The organism is Paenibacillus aurantius, assembly GCF_032268605.1.
Lineage (GTDB): Bacteria > Bacillota > Bacilli > Paenibacillales > NBRC-103111 > Paenibacillus_AO > Paenibacillus_AO aurantius.
In genome coordinates this window covers 5,711,105-5,725,678 of sequence record NZ_CP130318.1, presented here as the reverse complement: position 1 = coordinate 5,725,678, position 14,574 = coordinate 5,711,105, and the positions used below count along the sequence as shown (strand labels likewise).

At 55.8% G+C, this 14,574-nt stretch carries 10 protein-coding genes; 8 read left to right on the top strand and 2 right to left on the bottom strand.

Annotated features, from left to right (window positions below):
- Positions 1-2: 2 nt before the first annotated feature.
- Both MJA45_RS25815 and MJA45_RS25810 read left to right on the top strand, forming a co-directional pair.
- A complete protein-coding gene (locus MJA45_RS25815; protein WP_315604770.1) occupies positions 3-2,072 on the top strand; it encodes a sialidase family protein in 2,070 nt (689 codons plus the stop codon).
- 330 nt (positions 2,073-2,402) lie between these two features.
- Complete coding sequence (locus MJA45_RS25810) at positions 2,403-2,780, top strand: DUF488 domain-containing protein (RefSeq protein ID WP_315604769.1); 378 nt, start codon at positions 2,403-2,405, stop codon at positions 2,778-2,780.
- Positions 2,781-2,871: 91 nt separating this feature from the next.
- Here the strand turns inward: MJA45_RS25810 and MJA45_RS25805 are convergent, their stop codons facing one another.
- The gene (locus MJA45_RS25805) at positions 2,872-3,486 is read right to left on the bottom strand and encodes a TetR/AcrR family transcriptional regulator (RefSeq protein WP_315604768.1); all 615 of its coding nucleotides are present in this window, start codon (positions 3,484-3,486) and stop codon (positions 2,872-2,874) included.
- A 121-nt stretch (positions 3,487-3,607) separates the two neighbouring features.
- Between MJA45_RS25805 and MJA45_RS25800 the strand changes: the two genes are divergently transcribed.
- From MJA45_RS25800 to MJA45_RS25780, 5 genes are all read left to right on the top strand, one after another.
- Positions 3,608-4,189 (top strand): cysteine hydrolase family protein, encoded by a 582-nt coding sequence (locus MJA45_RS25800; RefSeq protein ID WP_315604767.1) that lies wholly within the window; start codon positions 3,608-3,610, stop codon positions 4,187-4,189.
- On the top strand, positions 4,189-5,406 hold the full coding sequence (locus MJA45_RS25795; protein ID WP_315604766.1) for an MFS transporter: 1,218 nt from the start codon (positions 4,189-4,191) through the stop codon (positions 5,404-5,406). The genes MJA45_RS25800 and MJA45_RS25795 overlap by 1 nt, the downstream gene beginning before the upstream one ends.
- Positions 5,407-6,113: 707 nt before the next feature.
- A complete protein-coding gene (locus tag MJA45_RS25790) occupies positions 6,114-6,341 on the top strand; it encodes a DNA-binding protein (RefSeq protein WP_315604765.1) in 228 nt (75 codons plus the stop codon).
- A gap of 223 nt (positions 6,342-6,564) precedes the next feature.
- Positions 6,565-6,768: a cold-shock protein gene (locus MJA45_RS25785; protein WP_315604764.1), complete on the top strand. Its 204-nt coding sequence runs from the start codon at positions 6,565-6,567 to the stop codon at positions 6,766-6,768.
- A gap of 68 nt (positions 6,769-6,836) precedes the next feature.
- A complete protein-coding gene (locus MJA45_RS25780; RefSeq protein WP_315604763.1) occupies positions 6,837-7,079 on the top strand; it encodes a cold-shock protein in 243 nt (80 codons plus the stop codon).
- A gap of 101 nt (positions 7,080-7,180) precedes the next feature.
- On the opposite strand, the gene MJA45_RS25775 is transcribed toward MJA45_RS25780, so the two are convergent.
- On the bottom strand, positions 7,181-8,245 hold the full coding sequence (locus MJA45_RS25775; RefSeq protein WP_315604762.1) for a suppressor of fused domain protein: 1,065 nt from the start codon (positions 8,243-8,245) through the stop codon (positions 7,181-7,183).
- A 170-nt stretch (positions 8,246-8,415) separates the two neighbouring features.
- Between MJA45_RS25775 and MJA45_RS25770 the strand changes: the two genes are divergently transcribed.
- Complete coding sequence (locus MJA45_RS25770) at positions 8,416-14,304, top strand: anti-phage protein ProA (protein WP_315604761.1); 5,889 nt, start codon at positions 8,416-8,418, stop codon at positions 14,302-14,304.
- The last annotated feature ends 270 nt before the right edge of the window (positions 14,305-14,574 follow it).

Below are 14,574 nucleotides of genomic sequence, written 5' to 3'. Positions count from 1 at the left end.
CCATGAAAAATCAAAGAATGAGTCGTCTATCTTGGAAAATCGGTTTGCTCGTTGTTGTCCTGCTTTTTCTCCCGGTCGTTCAGGCATTCGCTTCAACAGCGGGTATGTCGTGGAAAAGCGGAACCGTCACGATATACACCCCTGCGCAGGGAGGTGTCTGGTACCCGCGACTGGTAAAGCTGGCGGACGGAACCTGGCTGTCAACATTTGACTCTAATGTCGACGGCGGCCATGTCAAAGTCAAATTGTCCAGAAGCACGGACGGCGGAAGCACCTGGTCGCCGCCGATTGATGCCGCGAGCGATCCAAGCGGGGATTGCGCCAATGGGCAAATGCTGCAATTGAACAACGGAACCCTATGGCTTGCTTATCGAGTCATCGTTCAATCCGGGAGCACCACCTCAAGTTATTTGAGGGTCCGGCAAAGCAGCGATGGCGGAAACTCCTGGAGCGACGTGCCGAACGGACAAATCGCTTCGGAAACGGCCAATTCATTCAAAGGGGTTTGGGAACCGCATCTGGGTTATATCGGCGGCACGATTGCCGTCATGTATGCCAATGACAGCCCCAGCGTTGCCGGATCGTCCGGCAGCCAGAATTTATATATGAAAACATGGAACGGTACCGCCTGGAGCGCTGCCAGCCTTGTGAGTGACGGCGTTGCGGTTGGTTCCAGGGACGGGATGCCGGTATGGACCCGAACGGGAGACGGCAAATATATCATGGTTTTCGAAGCGACTGATCAAGCGGGACATCCGTTTGGGATCAAGTATAAAATCTCGAATGATGGCTTCAACTGGTCTGTGCCTCGCCAAACGCTTTACATCCCTTCAGTAGCAGGAAAAAAGGCAGGAGCCCCCTTTATTGCCAAACTGAATGACGGCCGATTAATGGCATCGTTTCAGACAGACGAGGACAGTCCCAATACCGGTGACGATTACTCCTCCATGAGGACCATGATCAGTTCGGACAACGGCGCGACCTGGTCTTTTAAATACGATACGTTTCCCGTTTCCGATACGAAAAACTCGAACTGGAACGCACTGATGGCGATTGACACGACTCAAGTTGTCGCTGCGACCAGTTCCAATTTCCCGACTCCTGGCATTTATCTTCGCTTCGGCAGCGCCGGCACTCCCGACAACGTAAATTTGGCGAACAACTGGAGCTTTGAGACGGCGAACGTCAACGGGTGGACGACCTACGGAGATGATTATCCGGCGCGGATCCATGTGCATGGTTTGAACGACGGGATCAGTCGTGCGCCCGGCGGCGGAGACTATTTCATAGGCCTTGCAGGGACCAGCGGTGCCGGAACCGCCTATGTAGGCCAGACTGTCACCGGTCTGGACAACGGTACGTACACCATGCGGGCCTATATGCGCAGCTCCGGGGGACAATCGAGCGCCTATATGGAAGCGAAAGATTACGGGGGAAACGCGCTGACGGCTAATTTCCCCGTAACGTCAACCTGGACGCAGGTGACCATCCCGAATATTCAGGTGACGAACGGCCAGGCGACGATCGGTTTTTACGCTGCGATGAACAACGCAAACCAGTGGGCGGATTTCGATAAGGTCGAATTTATTAAAAACTCGTCCACGACTCCGCTGAACGTAAATTTGGCGAACAACTGGAGCTTCGAATCGGCAAACGTCAACGGGTGGGCGACCTACGGAGATGACTATCCGAATCGTATTCTGATCCATGGCATAAACCACGGAATCGCCCGGGCTCCAGGCGGGGGCAATTATTTCGTCGGGCTCGCGGCCCCTAACGGAACCGGTACGGCATACGTTGGGCAAACGATTACGGGATTGCAGAGCGGAACGTATATGATGAGGGCGTATATGCGCAGTTCCGGAGGACAGAGCAGCGCCTTTATGGAAGTCAAAGATTATGGCGGAACCGCGCTCAAGGCTAATTTCCCGGTTACGACGACGTGGACCCAGGTCACGATTCCGAATGTTCAGGTCACAAATGGCCAAGCGACCGTTGGTTTCTATGCATCGATGAGCAGCAGCGGTCAATGGGCGGACCTGGACAACGTGGAGTGGATTCGCACCAATTAATCCGATAATAGCCTCCTTTATCTCTCTCATTTCTTCAAGCTGGCGCCGTTCCTCACACGGCGTCAGCTTGTTCAGGTTTGAATGGGGTATTCGTTCCAGCAACAGGGATATGCTTCAATTCCTGGTTGTATCTCTCGGTTGGAGCAGATATTATAGGGGGTAAATCGACCTTGATCGCAAGAGATCAAGGTCCTGTTTGTTTTGGTGGGAAAGCCTTGGAGGCGAACCCCTGGGGTTCAGTCCGCACGACTCTAAACCGTATAATAGTAAAGAACCGATTTTGTTAGGGAACTAATCAGATATTACCTAGAACAGGGGAGGGGAACAAGAATGATTCAGACCAAACGCATCTACGAGCCGATTCAGGAATCGGATGGAAAGCGGATTTTGGTGGATCGGCTCTGGCCAAGAGGCGTCTCCAAGGAAAAGGCGGCGATCCACGAATGGATGAAGGAAGTGGCGCCAAGCCACGAATTGAGGAAATGGTTTCACGAGCAGGCAAACTTCGAAGAGTTTAAGGAAAGATATCGGAAAGAGCTCCTAGAGGACGAATCGAAGATTTTGTTGGTAAAGCAATTACTGAAATGGGCCGAAGAAGGCGTGGTAACGCTGCTCTTTTCGGCGAAAGCAGAGGAGAAGAATCAAGCGGTCGTTCTCGCTGAAATCATCCATGAAATGAAAAACGCTGGAGGCGGGTCCTCGAAATAAAAAAATCGGAGAGAGGGGCCAATCCCCTTCCTCCGCCAGGTAAATCCACATCCGCAGGAGGATGTGGACGTTTTGCGTTAGTTACCATTCATTAGCCCCTGTCAACGAAAGTCCTATAAAGCTGCTCCAGCATCGCTTCCGGGGAGTAGCCGCGAGTGTCCCGCTGGAATAGATAGGAGTCGCTGCTCAGGGCGGCCAGCAGCATATCGGCGCGGAAGACGCTGTCCGGAGGTCTCCGGTCGACCCCGCTTGCGGTCATCTCCTCATACAGTCCAACGAGCAGCTTATGTAATTCATGGTAGATCGGGCCGTGCGTGCGGGTCTTCGAGCGATTGGGCGATAGGGATTCCTCGACACCGTTCAGCAGCTGCAGCTTCTTCTCCCGAAAAGCCAGGAATATCCGAAGGATGCCTTTCAACCGAAGACTCGTGGCCTCCGTCCGGTTCAGCTCCAAATAAGCTTCCATATCTTCGAACAGAAGATCGACATGATCCTTGATCAGGTCCAGGCACAGTTCGCTCTTGTTGCGGTAGCGGCGGTAGAGCGTACCCGGACCGAGCTGGGCTTCGGTGGCAATCTGATTCATGCTGACCTGCTCGACGCCATACTGCTCGAACAACCGGATGGCGGCGTTCAGGATACGCTGTCGATTCTCCGCGGCATCGCGCCGCTCCGCACGAAAGGGGGGGATCTCGGCCTCACTCATGATTCACAGCCTCCTTTCCATTCCTCATACTCTGCCATTGACATGCGGAGAATTCTCCGCTTAAATAAAGAGGAGAGGTCTCCGCTTTATCCTACCATACGATAGAGGAAGTGTTCAATATATGACAAGTGGGCTTCGATGCACGGCTCTCCTGGTTATGGACCTGCAGAACGGCATCGTGTCGCGGTTCGTTTCCAAACCGGAGCTGCTGCTTCCCTTCAAGCAGGCGATCGAAGCGGCGCGCGTCCACGGCGTCCCGGTCATCTATGTGCGCGTCGCCTTTCGTGAGGGCTATCCGGAAGTCAGCCCGAACAACAAGTCTTTTGCGGCGATCACCCAAGTGGGGGGCATGACGGAATCGGACGAGGCGACACAAATTTACAGTGCGGTTCAGCCGCAGCCGGGGGAGCTGCTGGTGACGAAGCGCCGCGTGAGCGCCTTCACCGGCAGTGACCTGGAAGCCATTCTCCGCGCTCGCGGAATCGACACGCTGGTGCTCACCGGCATCGCAACGAGCGGCGTCGTGTTGTCGACGCTGCGGGAAGCAGCCGATAAGGACTTCGCCCTCCAGGTACTCTCGGATGCGTGTCTGGATGCGGATCCCGAGGTGCATCGCGTGCTGATGGAGAAAGTATTCCCCCGTCAGGCCGACGTGATGACGGCGGAGGCTTGGATCGCAAGTTTGAATGAAGGAAACGGCTGATGAATTGGAAACGAACGTTATGGATTTTATGGGCATCTAATTTCATTGCGGTGGCGGGGGTCAGTTTGATCATCCCCTTCCTGCCGTTGTATATCGAAGAGCTAGGGGTTCATCAGCTGAAAGATGTTAAGCTATGGTCCGGATGGATCTTTGCTGCGCAATCGGTGACGGCCGTCATTTTCCAACCTATCTGGGGGTCGATGGCCGACAAATACGGACGCAAAGTGATGCTTTTGCGGGCGGGAATTGGCATGGCGATTATGACCATCCTCATGGGATATGTCAGCGCGCCCTGGCAGCTGCTTGTCTTGCGGCTGATCAACGGCGTTTTTTCCGGCTTTATCTCCATGTCCATCTCTTTGCAGGCGTCGGTGACCCCGGATGAACATGCCGGAAAGGCCTTGGGTACCTTACAGACAGGCCAAATGGCAGGAAGCTTGATCGGGCCACTGATCGGAGGCATTCTAGCGGAAGCCTTCGGGTTTCGCTATGTATTCGTCTTGACCGGACTGATTCTTCTTACGGCAAGCATCGTCGTGATGCTCTTCGTTGATAATACGGCTTCCGGACGATCCCAAGGAAAAGAGCTATCACGCGGAACGGGCCATTGGCAGATGATGACTCCGCTGATCCCCATCTTTGTCGCCACCACGGTAACTCAAATCGGGATGATGTCCATTCAGCCGATTCTATCCATCTATACGAAGTCGCTCTATCATGGCGGGCACCTTGAATTTATAGCGGGGCTGGTTGTCTCCATCACCGGTGTCGCCAATTTGATCGGTTCTCCCTTGCTCGGGCAATTCGGGGATCGGATCGGCCAGAGGCAAATCCTCATTTTTTCCCTGGTGATGTCGGGTCTGACGTTTATCCCGCAGGCTTTAACCGACAATATCACGGTGCTTCTGATCGGGCGATTCTTCCTTGGCCTGTTTGTCGGCGGGATGCTGCCGTCTCTTAATGTCCTCGTGAAGAAGCTGGCTCCGCCGGATGTTCAGGCCCGGGCTTTCGGCATCAATTCGTCCGCCCAATTTCTCGGGAACCTGATCGGCCCTTTGTTGGGAAGTACGGTGTCTGCACTGTACGACATGCATTACGTGTTCTATATAACCATGAGCATCCTTTTCGCGAATGCCCTGATGCTGCTGTTCAACCGCAAGCTAGAACAAACAATCGCGGATAAAGCACGAGCCGGCATAGTTTTAAGAGAAGAATAGGTTACCTTCAAGCAAGTGGGATCGGTATAGAGATACTCCCAGCTACTCTGCTAACAGAACTCCATCCGGCATCCGGATGGTGTTTTTGCTTTATCCTTTTTTATAAATTTTCCAAAAAACGGTTATGTGAGGGTTGGTATGAATTATTAAATGAAAAACGATATTCCCGCAAAATAGGGCGCATGGGCAATGGCAAGAGGGTAAGCTTGCCCAAGAGGTTGGCTCAAAAATGGAATGTCACCCAAGGGGATGAGATCGAATTTTCAAGCCGGTATCGACAAATGAGAATGGCAGGATGTCCGTTCATCCTACTGCCCGGTGGGATAAAAAAGCGGCTTGGAGGTTTCCCCCCCAGCCGCTTCGATTCCATTAAGTTGATTCTCCGTGTGGCGTAAGGGCCATCTTCTAAGGAAGGGGCCTCATGTTAATGGAAGGGCATTGGATTTCTTGAAGATTAACTATCGCCGGCACGCCCATCCTCCATGCAAGGGATCGATAAGAAAGTGCTGAAACGGGCGGAAACAAAGACATTCGGTTCAGGCCTCGTTGTTCTGACTTATCTTCCGGAAAGGTAAGATTGATCAGGAAATCAACTACGTGCTTGCGGGAAAACCGTCCCGGCAACTGTGCTAAAAACGATAATCTGTTATAATAAAAGTATTCGGCCCAGAAAAGCACGGGGCTGCGAATAGAAAGGCGCGAAAACTATGCCGGTGTTCGAAGACTGGAATCTTAAAGTAAAGAAAACCTTTAATGCTACTAATCTCGATGCGGTATTAACGGTTACAGAAGCCGGACGGTTACTGGGTCTTTCCAAGGATCAAATGAAAACCTATGTCGATAAAAGCAACCTGACCAAGGTTCCGATCATGCGAAGTGTTCATCGATATCTGTTATTGAAAAGCGAAATCGATCCTATCGCAAAAAATGTATAACCCTGCTCTTCTTGAATCGGCACCCTGCGCGGTGCCGATTGTCATTTATCGCACCAGAGGGATTGTAACTATTATAAAAGTGTGGTAAGATGAATCTATTGGAATTTTGACCTGAATTCACATATCGCAGAGGGTTACTATTTTAAGTACTAACCTTGTGCAATATGTGATTTTTTTATTTTTAACCGAATAAGAAGCTCATGTAAAATTTGGAGGTGTTTCTATGCAAACAGGAACAGTTAAATGGTTTAACGCAGAAAAGGGATTTGGTTTTATCCAGGTGGAAGGCGGCGAAGATGTATTCGTACATTTCAGCGCGATTGCAGGGGACGGGTTCAAGTCTCTTGATGAAGGGCAGCGGGTAGAATTTAACGTGGTTCAAGGCAACCGCGGACAGCAAGCTGAGAACGTCGTAAAAACTTACTAAGTAAGACCATCCCCAAGCCTAACGTTTGGGGATTTTCTTTTAACGGCAATTTTAAGGGGGAAAGTCCGATGTCTTATTCATGGAATAAACCGCTGGAGAATTTACCCGAAGAAATGACCATCATCTGGTCCTGTGTGGAAGAGGAATGCAAGAGCTGGATCAGGGATAGCTTCTCGTTCAAAGAGCAGCCCGTATGCCCGTTATGCAAGACGTCCATGATCAGCAGCGTAAAAATTCTGCCGATCCTCATCTCCTCGGATCAAGAAATAAAACTGTACAGGAAGAGACAACGAGCAGCCGAGATTTCATAGCATGACGGCGGTGCGTTTGCCTCCCCATTACCATGTGAAAAGACACCGAGCAGGTGTTTTTTTGCTTTGCAGCCAACCGCCTAAGGTTGGGTTTTCTTGAGTTAGCCGATCGTCCGCATCACATTGCCGTCCGCGTCCCGGATATCGGTCCGGACGATCCGGATCTCCAGCTTCGGCAGGGATGGCAGAACGACGGTCCCCTCCCGGGGGACCAGCCGTTCCGCGAGCTCCTCGGCCGTCCGGCTGTCCAGCGCGATCCGGATCTCTTCCTCTCCCGCCTCCCAGCCGGGAGCCGCTCCGGGCTCCAGGACGACCCGCGTCTCGGGGCCGACCAGCCGCAGCTCCCGGTCTTTGGGGATCCGCCCGCGGAGGATCTTGGCGATAATCCCGGCCTGCTTGGCCCCGAGCGAGAGCGTATCCGGCTTGCGGCCGAACAAGCCCCGGCGGCCCGGCTCCCAGCCGAGCTGGTCCACGTACAGAAAGCCGGTGCTCGAGCCGGCCTGCGCCATGCCCTCCCGGATCGCGGCCGCCACCGCTGCCTCCTCCAGCAGGGAAGGCCGGCTCAGGTCGGTCAGGCAGGAGGGCAGATGCTCCGAACCGGCCTTCAGCACGCCCCTCGTGTTCCACGCCTGCATCGCTTCCAGCTCATCCCCCGTCATGCCGACCATCTGCAGAAAGTCGACTCGGCCGTTCGGCGTATCGATGCCCGGCAGCTCCGGGTCCTCCACGAAAGCCAAGGCTGTCAGCTCGGTGTCGGCTCCGAGACAGATGGGGCCGTTCGCGTCGAGGTAGTCGCCGGCCCGGAACACGTTGCCGCTCCGGAAGACGTAACGCCCCATGTTCTGCAGCAGGTTGAGCGCCCACGCGGGAGGCTCTTCCTCTATGGGGTCCCGCACAAGCCGGGACGTCAGCTCGAAGCCGTACCCGCTGCAAGCGGGATCATCCGATTCCTTCTCATACAGCTCGGAGAAGCCGTACGTGACGAAGTGCCAGTGCGGACGGGGCTCCTCGGCCCGGTACGCGCTGATGCCGGTCAGCGGATCCGGCCCTCCCAGGGCGTAAGGAACGAGCGTCCCGTAAACCTTAGGCTCCTGCCCTTCATACAGCCTCTCCAGCTCTCGGTCTATCGCTTCCCAGCCGGGGGCCTGTTCTTCTTGATGGTTCATCGTTCTCCCTCCAGTCGGTTCTCTATTTATAAGTTATCCTTATCCATTGTACCGGATGGCGTCTTCTTTTTCCTCCCCGTGGAAAGAGGTAAGCAGAACTTCATTTGCGGATAGGGCCACAGGAGCTATAATGGCATTACGATGGCTCATACAGAGAGGCAGGGAGATCCATGGAGAGCGTAGTCGGCAGAAGTCTGCTTTGCGAGTGGCTTCGATACGATGTGGTCAATTATGCCATGCAGCAAAATTATGTTCCGGTGGTCCGGAAGATCGCGTTGACCAACGATTCGGCCGCGGACCTGCACCAGGTGCAGGTGAAGATCAAGAGTGAGCCCGAATTCGCGGCGGACTGGACCAAAATAATCGAAGTGATTCCCGCCGGGCAAACGGTTGATCTGGGCCCGGTTTCCATAAACGTGTCAGGTGCTTATTTAGCTGGCCTGACGGAAAGACTGGCGGGCAGCCTTACCCTGGAAGTGATAAACGAAGGAGCGCTTATTTATCGGGAAACCTCCCCTATGGCGGTTCTGGCCTATGACCAATGGGCGGGCTTGGCGGTGATGCCCGAGATGATCGCGGCCTTTATCCTTCCTAACCATCCGGCGGTTGCGGGAATCCTTAAGGAGGCTTCCTCTTTCCTGGAGAAATGGACGGGAAGCCCCTCCTTCGATGCTTACCAGAGCCGCAACCCGAATCGCGTCCGTCATCAGGCGGCCGCGATCTATTCCGCTATTCAGTCCCGCCAGCCCACCTATTGCGTAGCTCCGGCCAGCTTCGAGGAGATCGGCCAGCGGGTGAGGCTTCCGGATGCCATACTGAGTAAGGGGATGGGCAATTGTCTGGATCTAACGCTTTTATATGCTTCTTGTCTGGAGGCGGCAGGCCTGCATCCCCTGGTTATCTTCACGAAAGGCCATGCCTTTCCGGGCGTGTGGCTGATGGAGGAAACCTTCTCCGAATGCGTGCAGGACGACGTGTCGCTTCTTACCAAAAGACTGGCTGCCGGCGTCCATGAAGTGAGCCTCGTGGAGGCTACTTTGATGAATGCCGGCAGCCAGTCGCCGTACGGGGAGGCGGAAGCCGCAGCCCTCCTTCATCTGGCCGAGCCCGATGAATTCTTCGGCTTCGTGGACGTGCGGCGCGCCCGCTTCAGTGCCATCCGGCCCTTGCCTATCCGGATCCCGACTCCTGACGGGTGGGAAATCGTTTCGGAGAACAAGGAAATCGCGGCCGCCGCAGAAGCGCCGAAAGAGATGGTGATCCAAAACCGCCCCGAAGAGGTGCGGTCCATTGCCGTAACGAAGCAGAAGCAGTGGGAGAGAAAGCTGCTCGACCTTACCCTGCGCAATACGCTTCTTAACTTCCGCATGACGAAGGCGGCGCTGCCTCTGTTAAACACCCGGCTCGGAGAGCTGGAAGATGCGCTCGCGGAGGGGCAGGAGTTTCAGCTGCTGGCGAAGCCGTCGGATTGGGACCAAACGATCCGTAGTGCAGATCTATTCCCGAGCGCGACCCCGAATCATCCCTTGACCCTCCTGATCCACCAGGAGTTTCTTCACAAGCGCTTGCGGGCCAATGCCAACGAGAGAGAACTTGCGGACAAGTGCATCCATCTTTATCGCTCGGCCCGGTTGTCGCTGGAGGAGAACGGCGCCAATACCTTATACCTCGCCCTGGGCGTTCTGAAATGGTATGAGTCTGCTGCCAGCGTTATGCCCCGTTACGCTCCCATCGTGCTCGTGCCGGTCGAACTGGTCCGCAAATCGTCCAGTGCAGGTTTCGTGCTGCGGGCAAGGGACGAGGAAGCTCAGATCAATATTACGCTGCTCGAAATGCTGAGACAGGATTTCGGGAGTCATCTCGACGGGCTGGACCCCTTGCCCCGCGATGAGAAAGGGATCGATCTAAGCGGAATCTTCACCACCGTCCGTCATGTCGTGATGAATCTTCCCCGATGGGATGTCCAGGAGTCCGCGATTCTCGGGCTGTTCTCCTTCAGCCGGTTCGTCATGTGGAACGACATCCGCAGCCGGGCCGATGAGCTGGCGAAGAACAAGGTGGTCGCGAGCCTCATGACCGGACGCCTGGAATGGGAACCGGGGGAAACCTTCCCGGAGGCCGGAGAGCTGGATGAGCGGTTTCCTCCCGATCAGCTGCTGCTGCCCATCTCGGCGGACTCCTCCCAGATTACGGCCGTGAGCGCGGCGGGCAAGGAGAAGAGCTTTGTTCTTCACGGACCGCCGGGAACCGGCAAATCCCAGACGATCACCAACATGATCGCGTCTTCCTTGGCAAGCGGCAAAACGGTTCTATTCGTCGCGGAGAAGATGGCCGCCCTAAGCGTGGTCCAGAAGCGGCTGGAGCAGATCGGCCTGGGCTCCTTCTGCCTCGAGCTGCATTCCAACAAAAGCACCAAGAAGGCGGTGCTCGAACAGCTGCGCCGCACCTTGGAATCCGGTCACCGCGCTTCCCCTGAAGAGTGGAGAAGGCAGGCCGATCGTCTGGCCGCTTCGAGAAGCGAGCTTAACGGGTATATCACCTCTCTGCATAAAAAGCAAGGCTTCGGCGCCTCGCTGTACGAAGCCATGGCCCGATATGGAGCGGTGAAGCAAGCACCGGAAGTGGTTTCCTTGGAACCGGCGGTGGTAGGGGCCAAGAGCATCGAGGACTATACCGTCTGGTCCGATCTTGTCCGCGAGCTTCGCGTCGCGGGAGAGGCAGCCGGGCATCCGTTTAAGCATGTTTGGTCCGATGCCGCCCTCGAAACGTACACACCGTCGCTTAAAGGACAGGTAGAGGAAGCGCTGGCTGGTTATCTGGACAGCCTCACGGAATGCCAGGAGGCTTATGAGGCAGCAGGCCCTTTGCTGGCTTATTCGACGGATGAACCGACGGCCGAGAAGCTTGCCGGAATGGAAGCCGTCCTAAAGCTGCTGCATGAGCTGCCGCCGGTCCTCCCCGTTGGGCTGCTTCGCGCGGCAGATATGGATTCGGCAAGGGCCCAGCTCATGAGGGCCATGGGGCACGGCCATGCCCGGGAGGAGGCCCGCGCCCGGTTGACGGCTCATTTTAGAGAGGAAATCCTGGCCTATGACGCCGGCCTCGCCCTTACCGAGTGGAAAAAGGCGGACCTCCAGTGGTTTCTACCCAAAGTGCTCAAACAAGGCCGGATTTATAAAACGATTAAAGGCATGGCCCTCCCGGGCTCCGTCCCGCAGAAGAGCGAGACAGCCCACACCCTGTCGCTTATCCTGCAGTACCAGACGGAGTCGGCTGCTCTCCTGGAGGCCGAAGGGGAGCTTGCTCCTCTGCTTGGCCAGGCTTGGAACAGGGGGGATACGGATTGGGCAGCCGTGGAGGCATCCAGGAAATGGGCGGATGAGCTCAGCGGGAAGCTGCTTCAGCTGTTCCGGGAGCCTCCTGCGGCCGCGAAGGCAAGAGGGCAGGCGGCGGATCGGCTTGCGTCAGGAAAGGAGGCTTTCGAGGCTGCCTACGGGTCTGTCCTGGAACGGTTTCTTACCGCCTGGAGCACATTCCAGGACTTGGAGGAGCGGCTGGCCCGGCTCCTTCAGCTGGATTTCGCCGCCTTGGATGAGAGAAGAGGCGGGGGATCCTGGTTTGCGTACCGCACCGGCCAGGCGCGGCTCTGGAAGGAGAATATAGATTCCTTACGGGAGTGGTGCAGCTGGAGGCAGGTCCGCGGGCGGGCAGCGGACGCCGGGCTGGACTCGGTCCTGTCCGCCTATGAAGGAGGCCGGCTGCAGCATGCGGAGGTAACGGCCGCCTTCGAACGGGGCTGGTGGAAAGCGGCTATCCAGTATGGGCTGGAAGCCGACCCGCAGCTTGCTTCCTTCTCCGGGCGATTGTTTGAGGAGAAGATCAAAGCGTTCCAGGAAACGGTGGATACCTTCGAGCAGCTGACGAGACAGGAGATCTCCGCCCGTCTTGCCGCCAACCTCCCGCCGCTTCACAGCCAGGCGGCCGCGAGCTCGGAGGCGGGCATTCTGCTTCGGGCCATCCGGAGCGGAGGCAGGGGCCTGTCGCTCCGCAAGCTGTTCGAGCAGATTCCGAACCTGTTGAGCCGACTCTGTCCCTGCGTCTTGATGAGCCCGATGTCGGTCGCCCAATACTTGGACCCGAAGCACCCTTCCTTCGATCTTGTACTTTTCGATGAAGCCTCGCAGCTTCCGACGAGTGAAGCCGTCGGCGCGATGGCACGGGGAAGGAACGTGATCGTGGTCGGAGACCCGAAGCAGCTGCCGCCGACCAGCTTTTTTGCCCATAGCGGGGCAGAGGAAGCCGACGAAGCCGTGGTTCCCGAGGATCTGGAGAGCATTCTGGATGACTGCCTGGCCCTCGGCATGCCTGAGGAGCATCTGCTGTGGCACTACCGCAGCCGGCACGAGAGCCTGATCGCCTTCAGCAACCGGCATTTCTATGAGAACAAGCTTCTGACGTTCCCTTCCCCGCTCGAGCGCAAATCGAATGTAAGGTGGCATCCGGTAGACGGTTTCTATGACCGGGGCAAGACCAAGCAGAACCGCGCGGAGGCGGAGCAGGTCATTCAGGAAATCATAAGCCGGTTGAAGGATCCGCAGCTTCGGAGACGGAGCATCGGGGTCGTCACCTTCAACTCCATTCAGCAGACGCTGATTGAAGACTTGCTGGATGAGGCGTTCCGTCAGGATCCCGAGCTCGAGCAGCTCGCTTCCCGTCTGCATGAGCCCTTATTCATCAAGAACCTGGAGAATGTACAGGGGGATGAGCGCGATGTGATCCTGTTCTCCATCGGCTATGGACCGGATGCTTCCGGCAAGGTCGTGCTTAATTTCGGTCCTCTGAACCGGGATGGAGGGTGGAGAAGACTGAATGTCGCCGTCTCCCGGGCCCGGTATGAAATGCACGTATTCTCTACTCTGCGGGCGGAGCATCTGGATGTCTCCCGAACGCGGGCGGAGGGGGTAAGCGCCTTAAGAGCCTTCCTGGAGTACGCGGAGAAAGGCCGGACCGCGCTTGGTCTGGATGCCGGTCAGGCGGAAATCCGAGCCGGAGGGATAGAAGAACAGATTGCCGCGGCTCTTAAGAAGGAGGGGTACCAGGCCGACCTCCATGTCGGATCGTCCGGTTATCGGATGGACCTCGCGATCGTGAATCCCGGCAACCCGGATGCTTACCTCCTGGGCATTCTGTGCGATGGCGAGGGCTACAAGACCGGCCAAACCGCACGGGACCGGGAGGTTCTCCGGGAACAGGTGCTTCGCCAATTGGGCTGGTCCCTTCACCGGGTATGGTCGATGGATTGGCTGGATAACCCGGGCAAGGAAATCCAGCGGATTATGGAAGCCGTGAAAACGGCCGAGGAAGCGGAGCCTTTACAGAGCCTGGCGGACCTCAAAGGGACGGAGACGGGTTCGGGTATCATCATGGATAGCCAGTCCGTGTCCGTGCCCCAACCGGATAACGAACCGGAACAAGGGAACCCGGCCCCTCCTTCTTGGCGTTCGGTTTATAAAGCCGCTTCCCTGGAGGCCGTCCCTCTCTCCTCCGAAGAATTCTATCTATCCAAGAATGAGGGCCTGCTGAAGAATCAGCTTCTTCAGGTAATCCGGGAAGAAGGGCCGGTCAGCCGGTCCCTGCTCAGCAGGAGAGTCTGGCAGGCATGGGGAATGACAAGATCGGGGGCGCGGATCGAGAGGCACCTCGCAGCGCTATTGGCTGATCTGCCCGTTAAGAAGACAGTATGGGAGGAGATCGACTATTACTGGCCGGATACGGAGCAGCCGGAGAAGTACAGCCTTTATCGGGTCGGGGAGAACGACCAGGACCGCCGGAGCGCGGAGGAATGGCCTCCTGAAGAAATCGCCAATGCGGTAAAGGAAGTGCTGTTTATTCAAGGAAGCCTGCCTCTCGAGGATTTGACCAAGGAGACGGTTAAGCTGCTTGGTTACGCGAGAGCCGGCGCCGCGCTCGATAAGGCGGTGAGGAACGGCCTGCAGGAAGCCCTCAGGCGGGGAGACGCTGAGTTAGATAAAGGCAGGGTGACTTATAAAGCACGCTAATCAAACTACCCAGTACCTAACCGGTACTGGGCTTTTTGTGCGAGAGGAAAATGGAAAAATCGTGATATAGAATAAAAGCGGACATTGATATAAAGTTGATATGTCTTGACTCCAAGATAAGGGGAATGTTTAGAATTTATAAACCAAAACGGATTCTTTATATATTCTTAATGACTTATGTCATTGAATATGTCAGTGACATCCTTTAAGCTCGGGTTAGATCACGAACAGGGGTGTGATTCTCAGCCGCAGAGGAAACTAGAGTAAAAC

Coding starts and splice junctions, on each gene's coding strand:
- MJA45_RS25785 (WP_315604764.1), top strand. CDS start 6,565: ATGCAAACAGGAACAGTTAAATGGTTTAACGCAGAAAAGGGATTTGGT.
- MJA45_RS25780 (WP_315604763.1), top strand. CDS start 6,837: ATGTCTTATTCATGGAATAAACCGCTGGAGAATTTACCCGAAGAAATG.
- MJA45_RS25815 (WP_315604770.1), top strand. CDS start 3: ATGAAAAATCAAAGAATGAGTCGTCTATCTTGGAAAATCGGTTTGCTC.
- MJA45_RS25795 (WP_315604766.1), top strand. CDS start 4,189: ATGAATTGGAAACGAACGTTATGGATTTTATGGGCATCTAATTTCATT.
- MJA45_RS25775 (WP_315604762.1), bottom strand. CDS start 8,245: ATGAACCATCAAGAAGAACAGGCCCCCGGCTGGGAAGCGATAGACCGA.
- MJA45_RS25805 (WP_315604768.1), bottom strand. CDS start 3,486: ATGAGTGAGGCCGAGATCCCCCCCTTTCGTGCGGAGCGGCGCGATGCC.
- MJA45_RS25810 (WP_315604769.1), top strand. CDS start 2,403: ATGATTCAGACCAAACGCATCTACGAGCCGATTCAGGAATCGGATGGA.
- MJA45_RS25770 (WP_315604761.1), top strand. CDS start 8,416: ATGGAGAGCGTAGTCGGCAGAAGTCTGCTTTGCGAGTGGCTTCGATAC.
- MJA45_RS25800 (WP_315604767.1), top strand. CDS start 3,608: ATGACAAGTGGGCTTCGATGCACGGCTCTCCTGGTTATGGACCTGCAG.
- MJA45_RS25790 (WP_315604765.1), top strand. CDS start 6,114: ATGCCGGTGTTCGAAGACTGGAATCTTAAAGTAAAGAAAACCTTTAAT.